Origin of the sequence: Pedobacter yulinensis (assembly GCF_003029735.1) — a bacterium.
GTDB lineage: Bacteria > Bacteroidota > Bacteroidia > Sphingobacteriales > Sphingobacteriaceae > Pedobacter > Pedobacter yulinensis.
The window spans coordinates 333,742-351,622 of record NZ_KZ686270.1; the positions used below are offsets into that span (position 1 = coordinate 333,742).

The 17,881-nt window shown below is 50.9% G+C and carries 15 protein-coding genes; 11 read left to right on the forward strand and 4 right to left on the reverse strand.

The window, feature by feature from the left end; translation table 11 throughout:
- Positions 1 to 26 precede the first annotated feature (26 nt).
- Both dnaE and C7T94_RS15980 read right to left on the reverse strand, forming a co-directional pair.
- Complete coding sequence (gene dnaE, locus C7T94_RS15975; protein WP_107216467.1) at positions 27 to 4,451, reverse strand: DNA polymerase III subunit alpha; 4,425 nt, start codon at positions 4,449 to 4,451, stop codon at positions 27 to 29.
- Between the two features lie 122 nt (positions 4,452 to 4,573).
- Complete coding sequence (locus tag C7T94_RS15980) at positions 4,574 to 5,023, reverse strand: lipocalin family protein (protein WP_107216792.1); 450 nt, start codon at positions 5,021 to 5,023, stop codon at positions 4,574 to 4,576.
- A 141-nt stretch (positions 5,024 to 5,164) separates the two neighbouring features.
- Here C7T94_RS15980 and mdh point away from each other — a divergent pair, with 141 nt between their 5' ends.
- The 4 genes from mdh to C7T94_RS16000 all read left to right on the forward strand — a co-directional run bounded on the left by mdh (position 5,165) and on the right by C7T94_RS16000 (position 8,763).
- Positions 5,165 to 6,103 (forward strand): malate dehydrogenase, encoded by a 939-nt coding sequence (gene mdh / locus C7T94_RS15985; RefSeq protein WP_107216469.1) that lies wholly within the window; start codon positions 5,165 to 5,167, stop codon positions 6,101 to 6,103.
- A gap of 3 nt (positions 6,104 to 6,106) precedes the next feature.
- Positions 6,107 to 6,550 carry an aspartyl protease family protein gene (locus tag C7T94_RS15990; protein ID WP_107216471.1) on the forward strand — a complete coding sequence of 148 codons (444 nt, stop codon included), beginning with the start codon at positions 6,107 to 6,109 and terminating at the stop codon, positions 6,548 to 6,550.
- Positions 6,551 to 6,764: 214 nt separating this feature from the next.
- Positions 6,765 to 8,144 (forward strand): M60 family metallopeptidase, encoded by a 1,380-nt coding sequence (locus C7T94_RS15995; protein WP_107216473.1) that lies wholly within the window; start codon positions 6,765 to 6,767, stop codon positions 8,142 to 8,144.
- A gap of 82 nt (positions 8,145 to 8,226) precedes the next feature.
- On the forward strand, positions 8,227 to 8,763 hold the full coding sequence (locus C7T94_RS16000; protein ID WP_107216474.1) for an SRPBCC family protein: 537 nt from the start codon (positions 8,227 to 8,229) through the stop codon (positions 8,761 to 8,763).
- Positions 8,764 to 8,889: 126 nt separating this feature from the next.
- Here C7T94_RS16000 and gyrB read toward each other — a convergent pair whose 3' ends face one another.
- Positions 8,890 to 10,848, reverse strand: coding sequence for a DNA topoisomerase (ATP-hydrolyzing) subunit B (gyrB, locus tag C7T94_RS16005; protein WP_107216476.1), 1,959 nt, complete (start codon positions 10,846 to 10,848; stop codon positions 8,890 to 8,892).
- 160 nt (positions 10,849 to 11,008) lie between these two features.
- Between gyrB and C7T94_RS16010 the strand changes: the two genes are divergently transcribed.
- The 3 genes from C7T94_RS16010 to C7T94_RS16020 all read left to right on the forward strand — a co-directional run bounded on the left by C7T94_RS16010 (position 11,009) and on the right by C7T94_RS16020 (position 13,129).
- Positions 11,009 to 11,614, forward strand: a complete 606-nt coding sequence (locus C7T94_RS16010; protein ID WP_107216478.1) for an OmpH/Skp family outer membrane protein — start codon at positions 11,009 to 11,011, stop codon at positions 11,612 to 11,614.
- A 63-nt stretch (positions 11,615 to 11,677) separates the two neighbouring features.
- A complete protein-coding gene (locus C7T94_RS16015) occupies positions 11,678 to 12,157 on the forward strand; it encodes a nucleoside deaminase (protein ID WP_107216480.1) in 480 nt (159 codons plus the stop codon).
- Between the two features lie 222 nt (positions 12,158 to 12,379).
- Positions 12,380 to 13,129 (forward strand): EcsC family protein, encoded by a 750-nt coding sequence (locus C7T94_RS16020; RefSeq protein ID WP_107216482.1) that lies wholly within the window; start codon positions 12,380 to 12,382, stop codon positions 13,127 to 13,129.
- 165 nt (positions 13,130 to 13,294) lie between these two features.
- Here C7T94_RS16020 and C7T94_RS16025 read toward each other — a convergent pair whose 3' ends face one another.
- Complete coding sequence (locus C7T94_RS16025) at positions 13,295 to 13,696, reverse strand: RNA-binding S4 domain-containing protein (RefSeq protein ID WP_107216484.1); 402 nt, start codon at positions 13,694 to 13,696, stop codon at positions 13,295 to 13,297.
- A gap of 71 nt (positions 13,697 to 13,767) precedes the next feature.
- Here C7T94_RS16025 and C7T94_RS16030 point away from each other — a divergent pair, with 71 nt between their 5' ends.
- Genes C7T94_RS16030 through C7T94_RS16045 form a run of 4 tightly spaced genes read left to right on the forward strand, consistent with a single transcriptional unit; the run spans position 13,768 to position 17,816 of the window.
- Positions 13,768 to 14,586, forward strand: coding sequence for a 2,3,4,5-tetrahydropyridine-2,6-dicarboxylate N-succinyltransferase (locus tag C7T94_RS16030; protein WP_107216486.1), 819 nt, complete (start codon positions 13,768 to 13,770; stop codon positions 14,584 to 14,586).
- A gap of 10 nt (positions 14,587 to 14,596) precedes the next feature.
- Positions 14,597 to 15,814 carry a glycosyltransferase family 4 protein gene (locus tag C7T94_RS16035; RefSeq protein WP_239495047.1) on the forward strand — a complete coding sequence of 406 codons (1,218 nt, stop codon included), beginning with the start codon at positions 14,597 to 14,599 and terminating at the stop codon, positions 15,812 to 15,814.
- The gene (locus C7T94_RS16040; RefSeq protein WP_107216488.1) at positions 15,795 to 16,361 is read left to right on the forward strand and encodes an L-threonylcarbamoyladenylate synthase; all 567 of its coding nucleotides are present in this window, start codon (positions 15,795 to 15,797) and stop codon (positions 16,359 to 16,361) included. Before C7T94_RS16035 ends, C7T94_RS16040 begins: the two co-directional genes overlap by 20 nt.
- Positions 16,362 to 16,415: 54 nt before the next feature.
- Entirely contained in the window at positions 16,416 to 17,816 is a 1,401-nt protein-coding gene (locus C7T94_RS16045) for a CCA tRNA nucleotidyltransferase (RefSeq protein ID WP_107216490.1), read from the forward strand.
- Positions 17,817 to 17,881 lie beyond the last annotated feature (65 nt).

Below are 17,881 nucleotides of genomic sequence, written 5' to 3' on the forward strand. Positions count from 1 at the left end.
AGCCAAAGTAATGTGTCAATATGACATTAGTTCAATGTATACTCAGCTAACAACTTAACCCTTTCCAGGAACTCATTGTTTGGATTTACACGCAAAGACTTAGAGGGCAGCTCTACCTTAACGCCCTTTTCTACGTCAAAAACAGCGAAATTGAGCTTACAGTTCTGTTGTTCGGTCGTTTTGGTATTATCGGCGATCAGTCCTTCAACCTGCTGCATCAGCTCTTCGGTAAGACGGTCTATAGATATCTGGAGGGTAATTGATTTGGCCAATTTGTCGCGCAGGTCAGACAGCAGGTTCATCGACGTAACCTTGAATTCCCAGTCGCCGGCTTTCCCGAAACGCTCAGTCATCCGGCCCCTGATCTGCAGAAAATAACCCTCGGTCAGGAAGGACTTAAACTTTATAAAATCCTCTCCAAAAAGTGCCAGTTCCGCGCTGTCATTGTAATCTTCGAACATGAATGTACCAAATGGCTTACCTGTTTTTGTTACCCGTTGCGAAGCAGAAGCGACCAGTCCGCCTACGCAAAGCTCGCGGTTCCTGATCTTATCAAATTCAGCCAGCACCTCTTCATTCGTATCGCCCATTTTCACTTTGTTAGCTACCACCAGTTGCCTGACGGTATGCGTGCAAAAGCTATCGAGCTCCAGGCGGTAATTGTCCAGCGGGTGGCCCGACAAAAAGATACCGATGGCGTCTTTCTCGTATTTGAGGCGGTCAATCAGGCTCCATTCATTGGTTACCGGCAAAGGCGGTTCCAAAATCATATCTGCCTTTGACCCGCCAAAAAGCGAAGCCTGGGAGGTACTCTCATTATTTATAAAATCATTGGCATACTTGATCAGTTTCTCAATGCCGTTCATCTTGTCGTTCGGTCCCAGATGGAAATATTGCGCCCGGTGAAAACCAAAGGCATCGAACGCACCACTGTACACAAAACTTTCGTAAGCTTTTTTGTTAACGATCCGGGTATTTGAGCGCTTTGCAAAGTCATAAATTGAGCTGTATGCACCTTTTGCAGCCCGCTCCTCGATAATACTTTCTACCGCTTTTTCACCCACGCCCTTTACACCCGAAAGGCCGAAGCGAACTTCGCCCTGCGGGTTTACCGAGAACTTGATGTCTGATTCATTCACGTCCGGGCCAAGTACCTTCACCCCCATTTGCTTGCACTCTTCCATGAAGAAAGCCACCTGCTTAATGTCGCTCATGTTGTTCGACAGTACCGCAGCCATGTATTCTGCCGGGTAGTGTGCTTTCAGGTAAGCTGTCTGGTAGGCAATCCACGCATAACAGGTCGAGTGCGACTTGTTGAATGCATATGATGCAAACGCCTCCCAATCCTTCCAGATCTTTTCCAGCACCGCCGGCGAATGACCTTTCTCTGCGGCCTGCGACACGAACTTCGGCTTCATCTTATCGAGCACGTCTTTCTGCTTCTTCCCCATGGCCTTTCGCAGAACGTCGGCTTCGCCTTTGGTAAAGCCCGCCAATTTTTGCGAGAGGAGCATCACCTGTTCCTGGTAAACCGTAATACCGTACGTTTCTTTCAGGTATTCTTCACACGCGTCCAGGTCATAACTGATCTCTTCTTCGCCGTTTTTACGGCGCACGAAACTTGGAATGTACTCCATAGGTCCTGGCCGGTACAGGGCGTTCATCGCAATAAGGTCGTCGAAAACGGTAGGCTTCAGCTCTTTCATGTACTTCTGCATACCGGGCGACTCGTACTGGAAAATACCAATGGTTTCGCCTCGCTGAAAGAGCTCGTAGGTTTTTACGTCATCTATAGGAAAGTGGTCGGGATCCAGATCAATGTTGAAGCGTTTTTTAACAAGCTTTACCGTGTCTTTGATCAGGGTCAGTGTTTTCAGACCCAAAAAGTCCATCTTCAGCAGGCCGGCACTTTCCACAACGGAGTTGTCGAATTGTGTTACAAACAGATCGGAATCTTTGGCAGTAGATACAGGGACGAAATTGGTAATATCATCCGGTGTAATGATCACACCACAGGCGTGAATACCGGTATTCCGTACCGAGCCCTCGAGCACTTTGGCCTGCTGAATGGTTTCGCCGCCCAGGTTGCCTGAACCGGCCAGGGCTTTCAGTTCGACCACACGTTCGTATTCATCGGGGCGCAGCGCCTCGCGAAGTGCTTTTTCTTCCAGGTTGAAGATCTTGGCCAGCTTCATGTTTGGAATGAGCTTGGCGATTTTGTCAGCTTCGAACAAAGGCAGGTCAAGCACCCTCGCGGTATCGCGGATAGACGATTTCGCAGCCATCGTACCATAGGTAATGATCTGCGCCACCTGGTTAGACCCGTATTTCCTGATCACGTAATCCATAACCCGGCCACGGCCCTCATCGTCAAAGTCAATATCAATATCGGGCATGGATACCCGGTCAGGGTTCAGGAACCTCTCGAAAAGGAGGTCATATTTGATGGGGTCGATGTTTGTAATACCCAAACAATAGGCCACTGCCGATCCGGCTGCCGAGCCCCTGCCCGGCCCCACTGAAACATCGAGTTTTCGCGCCTCGGCGATAAAATCTTGCACAATGAGAAAGTAGCCCGGATAGCCGGTCTTTTCAATCGTCTGCAGCTCGAAATCGAGCCGCTCGGCAATGGCCGGTGTAATTTCGGGATAGCGGCGTTTCGCCCCTTCATAGGTCAGGTACCGCAAGTATTTGTTCTCCCCCCTTTTTCCGCCGTCATGTTCATCTTCCGGAACCAGGAACTCTTCGGGAATGCCGAATTTTGGAAGCAGTACTTCACGGGCAAGTTTATAGATCTCGATCTTGTCGATCACCTCCTGAATGTTGAGAATGGCTTCCGGAATATCGGCGAAGATCTTTTTCATCTCTGCTTCCGACTTGAAATAATATTCCTGATTGGGCAGCCCGTAGCGGTAACCACGACCGCGGCCAATCGGTGTAGCCTGTTTTTCGCCGTCTTTTACACACAACAAAATATCGTGCGCATTGGCATCTTTCTTTTGCAGGTAATAGGTATTATTGGTAGCGACCAGTTTCACCCCGTGCCTGCGGGCCAGGTTAACCAGCGCTGCGTTGACCCGGTCTTCATCTTCCTGGCCGTGGCGCTGTATTTCGACATAAAAGTCGTCGCCAAATTGCGATTTCCACCAGAGCAATGCTTCTTCGGCCTGCTTTTCGCCGGTGTTGAGGAGCTTGTTCGAGACCTCTCCGTATAAGTTGCCTGACAAAACAATCAAGTCGTCTTTGTACGTTTCTACCACATCCCGGTCAATGCGCGGAACATAATAGAAGCCCTTGGTATAGGCGATGGACGACATTTTAGCCAGGTTATGGTAGCCTTTTTTGTTTTTAGCCAGAAATACGATCTGATAGCCATCATCTTTGCGGGTTTTGTCGAGGTGGTTGTCGCAAACATAAAACTGGCAGCCTACGATCGGCTTAAGAATAACTTCGCTTGCGGGCTCGCCGCGTTCAATGGCTTCTTTATTTTTGGCCTCTGCAGCCTTGTTGTGGTTCAGCACATGGCTCACGAAATGGAAAGCGCCCATCATGTTGGCGTGATCGGTCATGGCCACGGCCGGCATTTTTTGTGTTGCTGCAGCTTTGACCAGGTCAGGCACACTGATGGTAGACTGCAATACAGAAAATTGCGTATGGTTGTGAAGGTGCACGAAAGCCGCATCCTGAAGCGCTTCGGCGCTGACAAGGGGTGCGGTAGTTACCGGACCGCCCGAAGCCGCAGCCTGTTTGCGGCGCAGGGCCTCTGAAGCCGCCTTGAGATTGACAGCCTTCAGCCCGATCGGCTTGATCACACCGGGGTTGTACTCCCGGAAAGCCTGGATATAATTCGTATCGACCAGCAGTTCTTCGGGTTTGAAGACTCCTTTTTTGATCAGTTCAAGAAAGCAACGTGTCGTTGCCTCCACATCGGCGGTTGCGTTATGCGCTTCGGCAAACGGCTCGCCGAAAAGATACTGATGCAGCTCGGTCAGGTTGGGCAGTTTGAAACGTCCGCCCCGGCCACCCGGAAGCTTGAGCAATTCTGCCGTGGTTTCGGTACAGGTATCCAGCACAGGCATATCCTGCATGGCGTTGTCTACGCCCATGCGGTAAAACTCGCAGCCCATGATGTTGATATCGAAATTAAGGTTCTGCCCGACCAGGAACCGTGCTTTACGAACCGCCGCGGTAAATTTTTCCAGGACCTCTGCAAGGGGCAAGCCCTCTGTCTCGGCCAGTTCGGTAGATATGCCGTGAATGCGCTCGGCATCGTAGGGAATATTGAAACCATCGGGCCTGACCAGGTAATCCTGGTGTTCGATCAGCCTGCCCATTTCATCATGCAGCTGCCAGGCCAGCTGAATACAGCGCGGCCAGTTGTCTGTATCGGTTATGGGCGCATTCCAGTTACGCGGCAAGCCGGTCGTTTCGGTATCGAAAATAAGGTACATAGGCTATCAACAGAACCGCGAAGAAAAACTGCGGTACCTCAAAAGTACGCAATCCGCCGCCAGGCTTTGTCAGTTAATTATCAACAGCGTGCTTTTCACGGTCCTGCCAGCTGGTGGCGGCGTTAAAACCCCTGATTTACGAGCCTTGATGTATCATACCCTTTGCTGGCACAGCGTGTTAAGATTTGTTCCAGCACATCAGCATCCAGGCCGGGCTTGCGCGACATGATGGAAAGGTATTTTTGCCGTGGATGTCCGATCACAACATAGCTGTAGTCGTCATCGCGGTCAATGATCCAATAGTCAGTGCTGAGCGGCCAAAAAAAGGTAGACTTCAGCCTGGCATTGTTGCTGCCGCGTACAACACGGAGTTTGCTGCGCATGTACTTTCTTTTGTCCTGGCCCACAACCTGGTAGGTGGTGAACACCACATAGTACCCGTCAGGATGGATAACATGCGTGTGAACCGTCTGGCGCCAGTGCGAGTCGAGGAAAGAAGGAATCGAATAAAGGTTGTACCATTTGCCGGCGAAGGCGACTACATCAGCGCGGTCAACAGGTGCATTTTCCATGAAGGGATTGTTAGAAATTCTGCTTTTGTATGGAAACGGCCACAGGCCATATAAAGTTTTAAAAAGCATTTTTTAAAGCAAAGCCTTATTTCTACCTTAGGCAGGAATCAAATATGATCGATCACCATTAAACCACCTGATATGAAAGTAACTGTTGTAGGAGCCGGGGCAGTCGGCGCAACTTGCGCTGACAACATTGCGAGAAAAGAACTTGCAGAAGAAGTCGTATTGCTCGACATCAAGGAAGGCTTCGCCGAAGGCAAGTCGATAGATATGATGCAGACAGCGACACTCCTGGGCTTCGACACCAAGATAACCGGTGTTACAGGCGATTACAGCAAAACCGCCGGCTCTAGCGTTGTGGTGATTACCTCCGGTCTGCCGCGTAAACCCGGTATGACGCGCGAGGAGCTCATCGGCATCAATGCAGGCATTGTTAAAGGCGTTGCAGAAAACATTCTGAAATACTCGCCCGATGCGATCTTCATCGTGATCAGCAACCCGATGGATACGATGACTTACCTGGCGCTCAAATCGCTTGGCCTGCCAAAGAAACGCATTATAGGCATGGGCGGAACCTTAGACAGTTCGCGCTTCAAATACTACCTCAGCCAGGCGCTGAACTGTAGTCCGAACGATTTGCAGGGTTTCGTGATCGGTGGTCATGGCGACACGACCATGATCCCGCTTACGCGTTTTGCAACTTACCAAAGCCTGCCGGTAAGCAACCTGCTCGACGAAGCAACGCTTGAAAAAATAGCTGCAGACACCATGGTTGGCGGGGCCACCCTGACCGGGTTGATCGGCACCTCTGCCTGGTATGCCCCTGGTGCAGCGGGAGCCGCCCTTGTTGAAGCCATTCTGCGCGATGAGAAAAAGCTGTTTACATGCTGCGTATCGCTCGAAGGCGAATATGGCCAGTCAGATATCTGCCTGGGTGTGCCGGTAATCATTGGCAAAGACGGCTGGGAACGCATCATCGACTTCCCGCTGAATGAAAAAGAACAGGCGGCTTTCAACAAAAGTGCAGAGGCGGTGCGCAACATGAACAACGTATTGGCCGAGATGAGCCTCGTATAACCAATGCGTACTTCAGCAGCCCTGAAACTTCTTAACCTTGACGATGGCTTCCACCTGCTGGTGGAAGTTTTCGTTTTGGGCCGTAAACATTTTGCCGTACTCGATACCGGCGCATCGCGTACGGTATTCGACCGTACCTTCATCGCCGCCCACCTGAGCCCCGCAACCGACCATGAAGAGCTCAGCGCCACCACCCTGTTCAGCACCGCCGCTACCGCATCGGCTACGGTTCCGCTGCTGGGAATTGGCCGGTTGAAGGTCACAGACCTGCCCGTCATTGTGCTCGACCTGCAGACCGTTACAGACACCTACAGCCAATTCGGCTTTCCGGCCATTGTTGCCGTGATTGGCGGCGATATCCTGACCAGATACAGGGCTGTGATCAATTACCCGAAACTCCGCCTGTTTCTTGAAACGGCACCTTCAGCAGCCGGACCGAACGGCTGAAAAACGGAAAGGTTTTTTACCATTTTAAGATTTTATTTATTACATTCGTTTTAAGCATTATAACCATTCTTTATCGTATTGTTAAACGGCCGAAAGGCTAAAAAAGAAGGAGGTTATATGCATCTGTAATATTGCTGTTCAGCATGGCAACCGTGTGTTGCACCAAAGGTCGAACAGACCTTTCTAACCAAATCATTACCTATTAAATCAAACCATGAAAATCACCCTTTTAAGGCTGGCTATTCTATGCACAGCTTTCCAAACCATTGCCTCGTGTAAAAAAGCGGCTAATCCGGCCGAAACAGCAGAAAAGCAGGTTACCCAACCCGCCCAGACGAGCGCAGCAAATCCCAACCTGTACACCACGGTGGGCACCAATATCCAGGAATTCAACGAACTGAAAGACGCAGGCTCAGAGAACACACGACTTCAGCTCGGCGCCTATTGGACCGACTTTGATCCTACTGGTTTTTACCTGGCGCCGAACGCCTCCATGCAAATAACCGTGCAGCAGCTGCTCGGCACACGCCGGCCGCAGATTCTGATCGGCACCTATTCCCGGTATACCAATAAATGGAACCCGCAGGTCATTAACCTGAATACCGGCACAAACACGATTACCGCAGACAGCAACGGCGGATTGATCTGGGTCCGTTTTGGCACCAACCAGACGCCGAACAGCAAGGTGCGCATTACCTTTAACAGCGGCCATCAGCGCGTTCCGATCTACATTAAAAATGCGACAACCGCAACCAGTTGGGCCAGCCAGATCGCCACGTACAGCAATGTGCCTGATGTAATCCTGATCGGCGACAGGGTGTACCAGGTCTATTCGCGCAGCCGTGCGCAGTCTACCCAAACCCAGGACAACAACTATGTATTGGCAAAAGCTGACCAGACCATGAATGTGCAGGAAGCGTTCAGCGGCCTAGATGGATCTGCACCACAGCACCAGCGGAATGTGAACAGCCGCTTGCTGTTAACTGAAACCGACAATCCGGACTACTGGATGGTTGCCACCTATTACCGGACGGCTTACGTTACGGCTGCTGCGCCGGCAGCCTTCACTTCGATGATCGGCGGCCAGGATGGCTGGGGACCATGGCATGAACTGGGCCATATGCACCAGCAGCAGCCTTGGAAATGGAGCACATTGGGCGAAGTTACCGTAAATATCTATAGTCTGGCGGTCGAGCGCGCCATGGGTGTTACCCCTTCCCGGCTTAAACGCGAGAACAAGTGGGCGGCAGCACTGACATGGATTGCGAACCCGTCTACGACCAAAGATTTTAACAGCAGTTCGATGGCAGGCGATGTTTGGACACGTCTTTGCATGTTTGAGCAACTGCGCCTGGCATTCGGAGAAAACTTCTATAAAAACCTGCATAAAGTTACACGCGTTGAACAACCGGCTGTATCGACAGACGCACAGAAAATGCGCTACTTTATGCTTAAGTCCTGCACTGTTTCGGGCCGTAACCTGACCAACTTTTTTAAAAAATGGGGCTTCCAGGTAGACGCTTCTGTTTACACCGAAATCGCCAACCTCGGACTGCCGCAGCCGGTAGTGGAACCGAGTACCCTGAGCGAATAATAGCATACCTGCAGGCCGGTGGCCTGCAGGTATTTTGATATTCATAACGATTGGTTAACTTCAACCAACCAAAACAAACGTTATGAAAGCGCTAAAAATTATTGTGGGGATCATTATTGTCCTGGCAATCATCTTCTTCGTTGGCGGCCTTTTTCTGCCTGCCACTTACAGCCTGAGCCGCAGCACCGAAATCAATGCGCCAGACAGTGTGATTTACCGGAACATTTCGGATTTTAATGAGTTCAGGCAATGGAATCCCTGGGCCAAAATGGAACCGACCGCGAAGGTTACCGTAACCGGAACGCCGGCCCAGCCCGGACACATTTATGCCTGGCAGGGCGACAAGACCGGCAGCGGCGAGATGAAGATCACCGAAACCGTGCCCAACAAAATGACAGACATCGACCTCAGGTTTATCAAACCCTTTGAGAGCAGCTCTGACACGCGGTTTGACCTGTCGCCTGCCGGCAAGGCCACCCGGGTTACCTGGACCATGTCGGGAGAAAATCGCGGCACTTTCGATAAATGGATGTCGCTCATGATGGACGGCATGGTTGGCAAAGATTTCGAAAACGGGCTTAAATCCCTGAAAGAAAAATCTGAAGCGGTAAAAATGTAGTGCCCGGTGCCTTTCTTTAGGCGGTTGGCGGGAAATCGTCAAGGCGGGACTGTTTACCATTTCAGCATTCCCCTGTCACAAAAAAAGCCGCCCATTGGGGCGGCTTTTGCATATTTTAATTCTAAACTACGCGTCGATCTTGGCATATTTCGCATTGCGTTCAATAAATTCCCTGCGCGGGGCAACCTCATCGCCCATCAGCATGGAAAAGGTATGGTCGCACTCGGCAGCGCTTTCAATGGTTGCCTGCATCAGGGTGCGGGTAGCAGGGTTGAGGGTGGTTTCCCACAGCTGTTCTGCATTCATCTCGCCCAGACCTTTATACCGTTGAATATGTACGCTGTCTTCTTTGCCGGCACCTTTAAGGCGCTGTACGGCAGCATCGCGCTGGTCGTCATTCCAGCAGTACTCCTGTTCCTTTCCTTTCTTAACCAGGTAAAGCGGCGGTGAAGCGATGTATACATAACCGGCTTCGATCAGTTGTTTCATATACCGGAAGAAGAACGTAAGGATCAGCGTGGTGATGTGCGATCCGTCAATATCGGCATCCGTCATGATGATGATCTTGTGATAACGAAGTTTCTCGAGGTTCAGCGCTTTATCATCTTCAGGCGTTCCGATGCTGACACCGAGGGCAGTGAACATGTTCTTGATCTCATCATTTTCATAGATCTTATGTTCCATCGCTTTCTCCACGTTCAGGATCTTACCCTTAAGCGGCAGAATGGCCTGCACATTCCGGTCGCGGCCTTGTTTGGCTGTTCCACCGGCCGAGTCCCCTTCTACCAGGAAGATCTCGCATTTCTGCGGGTCGCTGTCAGAACAGTCGGCAAGTTTTCCGGGCAAACCTGAACCACCCATGACGCTCTTGCGCTGTACCATTTCGCGGGCCTTGCGGGCAGCTGCGCGGGCTGTTGCAGCCAGCACCACTTTCTGCACGATCATTTTCGCTTCTTTCGGATTTTCTTCCAGGTATGCGCCCAATGCTTCGCCAACGGCCACATCTACAGCACCCATTACCTCAGAGTTGCCCAGTTTGGTCTTGGTCTGGCCTTCAAATTGGGGTTCGGCAACCTTTACAGAGACAACTGCGGTCAATCCTTCACGGAAGTCATCACCGGTAATCTCTATCTTCAGGTTTTTCAGCAGACCAGATTTATCGGCATATGTTTTCAGTGTACGTGTTAGTCCGCGGCGAAAACCGGCAATATGGGTACCTCCCTCATGCGTATTGATATTGTTTACATACGAATGCACGTTCTCACTGTAACTGTCGTTGTATTGCAGGGCCAGCTCGACCGGAATTCCCTGGCGCATTCCCTCTACATAAATGGGCTCAGGAATGATGGGCACACGGGTGCCGTCAAGAAATTTAACGAACTCGCGCAGTCCCCCCTCTGAGAAAAAGGTTTCTGAGAGGAACTCGCCATCTTCATTTTTCTCACGCTCGTCTGTAAGCGTCAGTTTGATGCCCTTGTTCAGGAAGGCCAGTTCACGCAAACGTGCGGCAAGCGTGTCGTATTTATATTCGGTGGTCTGGGTAAAGATCTCAGCATCGGGCTGAAAAGTCTGAATGGTGCCCGTGCGGTCTGAAACGCCGATCTCTTTAACATCAAACAGCGGCTTGCCGCGTTCGTATTCCTGGGTAAATATTTTTCCTTCGCGGTGTACAACCGTTCTTACATGGGTGGAAAGTGCATTGACGCAACTGACACCAACACCGTGCAAACCACCAGACACCTTATAGGTATCCTTATCGAACTTGCCGCCGGCATGCAGGACCGTCATCACGATTTCAAGTGCAGATTTGCCCTCTTTTGTGTTGATCCCGGTTGGGATTCCCCGACCATTATCTTCTACCGTAATTGAATTACCTTCATGAATGGTGACCAGGATATCTGTACAATAACCGGCCAGCGCCTCGTCGATCGAGTTGTCGACCACCTCGTAAACCAAGTGGTGCAAACCCTTCACTCCGGTATCGCCTATATACATCGAAGGGCGCTTTCGCACCGCTTCCAAACCTTCCAGAACCTGGATATTATCTGCCGAATATGTAGATTTCGGATCTTTTTCTTCGCTCATAAATGTGTATAAACAATAAGTATCAAAAATACGAAAAATAGCCCAGACGGCCTACGATGTGGATAATTTATTTGACCCTGAAGGGGCTTTTGTACAATTCCGTGCATTTTATCGGATACTTGAATTTGATTTTTATATTTGTTGAAATTTATTGAAGAGAATGAAAATTAAAACCCTGAATGTGTTTGGTATTTTTGCGGCGGCCGCAATGATCTCTTCGTTCGCTGCGTGCAAGAACGAAACATCTAAAAACACGGCTGCAACCACGAAAACCGAAAGTGCTGCACCCGTGTCCGCTTCAGATAAGATCGTGTTCGTGAACTCAGATTCACTGCTGAACAAATATGACTTTTACAAAGACCTGAAAACCAAATTCGACAGCAAATCAAAAAATGCCCAGTCAGATCTGACGGCCAAAGGCCAGGCGTTTCAGCGTGAAGTAGCCCAGTACCAGCAGCAGGCACAGTCACTTTCTGCCGATCAGCGCAAAGCGACCGAAGAGCGCCTGGCGCGCAAACAGCAGGAACTGCAGGCTTACCAGCAAAATGCCGGTGCCGCTTTCCAGAATGAGCAAGCCCAGGAAAATGAGAAACTGTATGACCGCGTGGCAGATTACCTTAAAAAATACGCCAAAGAAAAAGGTTATAAGATGGTCATGAGTTATACCCGCGGCAACGGGACCATCCTGTTTGCCGATGAGAGCCTTGACGTAACTTCAGAAGTAATCAAGGGCCTGAATGAGGATTACAAAAGCAGGAAAAAATAAAACGCTCAGAGCGTACGAAAAAATGCCCCGAATTCGGGGCATTTTTTTTGCTGCTGCAGAACCATGCAAGATTCCGAACACGCAAAATTCATGAGAATGGCCATTGAGCTGGCCGAGCAGAATGTATCCAGCCTGAAAGGCGGCCCTTTCGGCGCTGTGGTGGTAAAGGACGGTGAGGTTGTGGCAAGAAGCGCTAATAAGGTCACCAGCACCAACGACCCTACGGCACATGCCGAGGTATCTGCCATTCGCCTGGCTTGCAAGGAACTCGACTCGTTCGACCTGAGTGGCTGTGTCATTTACACCAGTTGTGAACCTTGCCCCATGTGCCTGGGTGCCATATACTGGTCACGCATTCAGGCCATTTACTACGGCAATACCAAACAGGATGCAGCCGCCGCCGGCTTTAATGACCAGTTCATTTATGAAGAGCTGGATAAACCTGCAGCAGCGCGCAGCCTTCCGGCCCGGCAGTTGCTGGCTGATGAGGCTGCCAAAGCGTTTGAAGACTGGAACCGCACAGAAGGCCGGATTGCCTATTAAAAAAGGCCGGCAAGCTGCCGGCCGGTTACCTCTATAGTTTGTTGTTTGTGATCGGTGTTAACCCGTTGCTGCAGGTGTCTTTTAAAGGCAAGATACCGCCGTTTCTTAAATTTACAGATTCAACCTTTAGTTCCCAAACTTTTTTTTCACGCTGCGGGCGCCGCTTTGCGGCAACGCCGCTTAATTTCTCAACTTTAGCGACTTGCAAGCGTTTATACTTACATGATGACCTACGAAGAAAAAATCGGCGCAGAATGGATGGAATGGCAGCACAAATTACTGAGACGCCCTGGCCTGTATGATCAGGTAACCCGGAAAGTCCAGGAAAAGCTGAACGGTTACATTCCCGAGAAGGTTCATAAAGGCATTACGGCGGCGGTGAAATCCATGGTGCAGCTGGTTTTGTTCGGCTCTCGCTATACCACGAGCAGCAACCCGCCGGCAGACCTGAGCCTGATGCACCGCGAAGCACTCGTTCGGCACAAAATTGAAAGTTACCGCAAAACCGGTGCTGCCGAAGGCGGCATAACCGGAGCCGGCGGCTTCCTGATGAGCCTGGCAGACTTCCCCATCCTGATTGGCATCAAGATCAAACTGGTCTTTGAGATCGCTTCTGTTTATGGCTATGACGTAAAAGATTTCAAAGAGCGCCTGTTCATTCTCCATATTTTTCAACTAGCATTCTCCAGCAAACAGGGCAGTCACCAGGTTTTTAGCCGCATGCGCAACTGGGATACGCAACCCATGCTGCTTTCAACCGATGCGGATCATTTCGACTGGCAGCGGTTTCAGCAGGAATACCGCGATTACATTGACCTCGCCAAAATGGCCCAGCTTATTCCGGGAGTAGGGGCAGCAGTGGGCGCGGTGGTCAATTACCGCCTCTTAAGCAAACTTGGACGTACAGCCATGATGGCGTACCGGATGCGCCATTTTGAAAAAAGAGGCTTGCTTGAAAATGTACCGCGTTGAGGCTCCCGGTTTCGTCTGCTCTGGCAGGGAAAGCTGCCGCTGTTTGCTGCACCGCCGCCCGTTCATTAAACCTTGCTGCAGCGGCGTACCCGGAGGTACGACGGGACACAGCGGAAGAAAGGGCTGCCGGCTGCGAGAAGCAGTACGCTCGCTTTCCGGAAAAGACTATTCCTCGTCGCCGAAGAAACCTTCGATCAGGCCGTCTGTTTCCCGACGGTCTTTTTTTGTGGGGCGCCCGCTGCCGCGGTCGCGCTTCAGTACAGGTGCATGAAACATCGATTTAAAGCCCTGCGTTTCTTCCGGCGGGGTCAGGTCCTTGTATTTGGTCAGGGCGGTTGGCGAATCGGTTCGGTTGTAAGACAGCTCGACCACCTCAATGATCTTTTTTTCAATCCCTTTCGAAACCTGGTACACCTCGCCCACCTTGACAATGGCCGAGGGTTTGATATTCTGCCCGTTCAGTTTGACCCTTCCCGCCTTACAGGCTTCGGTTGCCAGGCTGCGGGTCTTAAAAATCCGTATCGCCCAAAGGTATTTATCGATCCTGAGTTTTTCCTGTTCTGCCATGAAATTCAAAATTACGGAACAAAATAGCGGGTCAATAGAGATTTTTGATTTATTTTGTGCAAAAAATTCAAATGTTATCAGATTTAAAGAAACTTATTGAAGCCGCCTGGGAAGACCGTTCCTTACTCGAATACAGCGAATACTGCGAAGCGATAGAGACCGTCATCATGCAACTCGACAAAGGGGAAATCCGTGTCGCCGAGCCGGTACTCAATTCCTGGGGAGTCAATGAGTGGATCAAAAAGGCAGTAATCCTTTATTTTCCGATTCGGGAAATGAAAGAGATAAAAGTGGGTCCCTTTGTATTTCATGACAAAATGGAACTCAAGACCGACTACCGGGAAAAAGGCGTACGCGTTGTTCCGCACGGTCTGGCCCGTTATGGCGCTTATCTGGCCAAGGGCGTGATCATGATGCCTTCATACGTCAATATCGGCGCATATGTAGACGAAGGCACAATGGTCGATACCTGGGCTACGGTCGGTTCCTGCGCACAGATCGGCAAGCGGGTTCACCTTTCGGGTGGTGTGGGCATTGGTGGTGTGCTCGAGCCTGTTCAGGCTGCACCGGTCATCATTGAAGACGATTGTTTCATCGGCTCACGTGCCATAGTTGTTGAAGGTGTGCGTGTAGAAAAAGAGGCCGTTCTGGGTGCGAACGTTGTATTGACGGCATCGACAAAGATCATTGATGTAACTGGAAACGAGCCTGTGGAATACAAAGGCATTGTTCCTGCAAGATCTGTCGTGATTCCGGGCAGCTACACCAAAAAATTCCCTGCCGGCGACTTCCAGGTTCCCTGTGCGCTCATCATTGGCCAGCGCAAGGAATCTACAGATAAAAAGACATCGCTCAATAACGCGCTGCGCGATCATAACGTAGCAGTTTAACTACCGCGACGTGGAAAACGCAAAAGGGGCAATCCAGATAAAAGAAAGTTCAGCTTCGGTAACCGGGGCTGAACTTTCTTCTTTCAGCCCCGTCACGATCGGTTTTGACGGCAAGCGCGCTGCCAACAACAGCACAGGACTGGGCAATTACAGCCGCTGGCTGATCGGCACCCTGGCACGCACCTTTCCGGGCCAGAACTACCTGGTCTACACGCCAAAAAGATCTTCCGGGCCAGCCATAGACCGCTTTTTAAGCATACCGGGTGTCGCCCTGAAGACCCCGGCAAAAAAAAGCCTGTTCTGGCGAAGCTTTGGTGTGATCAGGGACCTGCTGCGCGACCGCGTTCAGCTGTTTCACGGTCTGAGCCATGAAATACCGTTTGCCATCAGCAAAACACGCATCCGTTCTGTGGTTACAATCCATGACCTTATTTTTTTAAAGTTTCCGCAGTGGTACAAACCCGCAGACCGACTGATTTATAAGCTAAAAAGCCAGTATGCCTGCCGGCAGGCAGACCAGATCATTGCCATCAGCGAGCGTACAAAGCAGGACATTGTGCAGCATTACGGCATTGACCCTTCGCGGATCGAAGTGGTATATCAAAGCTGTGATCCAGCCTTTAGAAACAAATTGCCAGAAAACACACTGCAAGACATCAGAAGCCGCTATGCCCTGCCTGCCGGCTACCTGCTGAACGTGGGTACGATAGAAGTACGTAAGAACCTGCTCCTGCTGATCGAAGCACTGCCGCACCTGTCCGAGCCGGCACTGAAACTGGTTGTGGTCGGAAAAAAAACACCATACTTTGCCCGCGTACAGGCGGCAATAGATCGGCTGCAGCTCGAGAATCGGGTTATTTTCCTGGAAAACGTTCCTTTTGCCGATCTGCCGGGAATTTATCAGTGCGCTAAGATTTTTGTATATCCCTCGCGGTACGAAGGTTTCGGCATTCCCTTGCTTGAGGCTCTGCACAGCGGCGTGCCCGTGGTGGCGGCCACCGGATCCTGCCTGGAAGAGGCCGGCGGTCCCGGGGGTTTGTACGTCTCGCCTGACGACGCTCCTGCGCTTGCCGGTGCCATTAACCGCATACTGACCGATCATGCGCTGCGGGCGGAGATGATCCGCTCAGGCACAGGGCACCTGCAGCAGTTCGATGATGCCCTGCTGGCCGGACAGCTCATGAAATGTTACCTCAAATTACTGAACCATGTTGAAACAGGAAATTGAAAAAGCCCTCGACGTATTAAAAAACGGAGGCGTTATTTTGTACCCGACCGATACGATCTGGGGCCTGGGCTGCGATGCGACGAACAGCGAAGCCGTAAAAAAATTGCTGGCCATTAAACAGCGTCCCGCCGAGAAGAGCCTCATCGTGCTGCTGGATACCGACACCAAACTGGCAGGTTATGTGCAGGAAATTCCGGAAGTGGCATACGACCTGATCGAATATGCAGAGAAGCCGCTGACGCTGATCTTTGACGGCGCAAAAAACCTGGCGCCGGAAGTCATCAACAGCGACGGCTCGGTCGGCATCCGCATTGTAAAACATGATTTCTGCACGCAACTCCTGCAGCGCTTTCGCAAACCCATTGTCTCTACATCGGCCAACCCAAGCGGCGCGCCCTCGCCCGCAACCTTCGACGATATTGACGCAACAATCAAGGCAGCAGCAGACCTGGTTATTGACTTTGAACAGGAACTGCGAACACCGAAAACGCCGTCTACGATCATGAAACTTGGTGCCGGCGGGCAATTTTCCTTTATCAGGAAATAAGAATTCTTATTTTTGTGACCCCCGGCCATTTTGGCCCAGCTAACTCAAGAAAATTTGGAACAATACCTGTCACACCCCGTGTTTGAGACCCTGGCCAGCGTTGCCGCAGAAGAGCAGATCCGGGTTTTTGTGATCGGCGGTTATGTACGTGACATTTTCCTGCACCGCCCCTCGAAAGATCTCGACATCGTTGTGCTGGGAAACGGGATCTCATTTGCTGAGAAGGTTGGCAGAAAACTGCAGGCCAGGGTTTCGGTATTTAAAAATTTCGGCACGGCCATGCTGCGGCACCAGGACCTTGAGATTGAATTTGTTGGTGCCCGGAAAGAATCGTACCGGAGCGATTCGCGAAAACCCATTGTAGAAGACGGCAGCCTGGAAGACGACCAGTTGCGGCGTGATTTCACGATCAACGCCCTGGCCATATCGCTGAATCACGGCACATACGGGCAGCTTGTCGATCCCTTTGGCGGTGTTGAAGACCTGGACAACCGGCTCATCCGCACACCGCTCGACCCGGAAATCACTTTTTCAGATGACCCCCTGCGCATGATGCGGGCCATCCGTTTTGCCGCTCAGCTGGCCTTTCGCATCGATGAAGCTGCGCTTAAGGCCATCGAAAGCCAAAAGGCACGCATCAGCATTGTGTCTAAAGAGCGTATTACAGACGAACTGAACAAAATTATTCTCTCACCTGAACCATCGGTCGGTTTTAATTACCTTTTTGACACCGGTTTACTGCGGCTGATCTTTCCGCAAATGGCCGACCTGTACGGTGTAGACATCGTAAAAGGCAAGGGACACAAGGACAATTTTTACCACACCCTACAGGTGCTGGACAATCTCAGTCTTTATTCAGACGACCTGTGGCTTCGATGGGCCGCCATTCTGCATGACATTGCCAAGCCCGCTACCAAACGTTTTGAAGACGGCCATGGCTGGACATTTCATGGGCATGAAGACAAGGGTGCACGCATGGTGCCCAAGATCTTTGCCCAGTTGAAGCTGCCGCTGAATGAGCACATGAAATTTGTTCAGAAACTGGTGCAACTGCACCTTCGCCCCATCGTGCTGGCGCAGGAGGTGGTTACAGACTCTGCCGTTCGCCGGCTTCTGTTCGATGCAGGAGAAGACATTGAGGCCTTGATGCTGTTGTGCAATGCCGACGTCACGACCAAGAACGAATACAAGATTAAAAAATACCGGAGCAATTTCGAACTGGTAAAGCAGAAACTGAAAGATGTGGAGGAGCGTGACCAGATTCGCAACTGGCAGCCGCCCGTAACCGGAACAGACATCATGGAAACGTTCGGCCTTGGCCCTGGAAAAGAGGTCGGTATCATTAAAAATGCAATTCGCGAAGCCATCCTCGAGGGCGAAATCAGGAACGACCGTACAGAGGCTTTCAACTTTATGCTGTCTACAGCAGCGGGCATGGGTCTGCAGCCGAAATAACCATTCACAACATACAATGCGGCACACCGGTACAGGATTCGATATTTATTTTTAATTTTACACTT

What these genes read in the sequence shown, in the direction of transcription:
- C7T94_RS16015 (WP_107216480.1), top strand. Translation starts at nt 11,678, where the DNA reads ATGCAAGATTCCGAACACGCAAAATTCATGAGAATGGCCATTGAGCTG.
- gyrB (WP_107216476.1), bottom strand. Translation starts at nt 10,848, where the DNA reads ATGAGCGAAGAAAAAGATCCGAAATCTACATATTCGGCAGATAATATC.
- C7T94_RS16040 (WP_107216488.1), top strand. Translation starts at nt 15,795, where the DNA reads ATGTTGAAACAGGAAATTGAAAAAGCCCTCGACGTATTAAAAAACGGA.
- mdh (WP_107216469.1), top strand. Translation starts at nt 5,165, where the DNA reads ATGAAAGTAACTGTTGTAGGAGCCGGGGCAGTCGGCGCAACTTGCGCT.
- C7T94_RS15990 (WP_107216471.1), top strand. Translation starts at nt 6,107, where the DNA reads ATGCGTACTTCAGCAGCCCTGAAACTTCTTAACCTTGACGATGGCTTC.
- C7T94_RS16020 (WP_107216482.1), top strand. Translation starts at nt 12,380, where the DNA reads ATGATGACCTACGAAGAAAAAATCGGCGCAGAATGGATGGAATGGCAG.
- C7T94_RS15980 (WP_107216792.1), bottom strand. Translation starts at nt 5,023, where the DNA reads ATGGAAAATGCACCTGTTGACCGCGCTGATGTAGTCGCCTTCGCCGGC.
- dnaE (WP_107216467.1), bottom strand. Translation starts at nt 4,451, where the DNA reads ATGTACCTTATTTTCGATACCGAAACGACCGGCTTGCCGCGTAACTGG.
- C7T94_RS16000 (WP_107216474.1), top strand. Translation starts at nt 8,227, where the DNA reads ATGAAAGCGCTAAAAATTATTGTGGGGATCATTATTGTCCTGGCAATC.
- C7T94_RS16030 (WP_107216486.1), top strand. Translation starts at nt 13,768, where the DNA reads ATGTTATCAGATTTAAAGAAACTTATTGAAGCCGCCTGGGAAGACCGT.
- C7T94_RS16010 (WP_107216478.1), top strand. Translation starts at nt 11,009, where the DNA reads ATGAAAATTAAAACCCTGAATGTGTTTGGTATTTTTGCGGCGGCCGCA.
- C7T94_RS16025 (WP_107216484.1), bottom strand. Translation starts at nt 13,696, where the DNA reads ATGGCAGAACAGGAAAAACTCAGGATCGATAAATACCTTTGGGCGATA.
- C7T94_RS15995 (WP_107216473.1), top strand. Translation starts at nt 6,765, where the DNA reads ATGAAAATCACCCTTTTAAGGCTGGCTATTCTATGCACAGCTTTCCAA.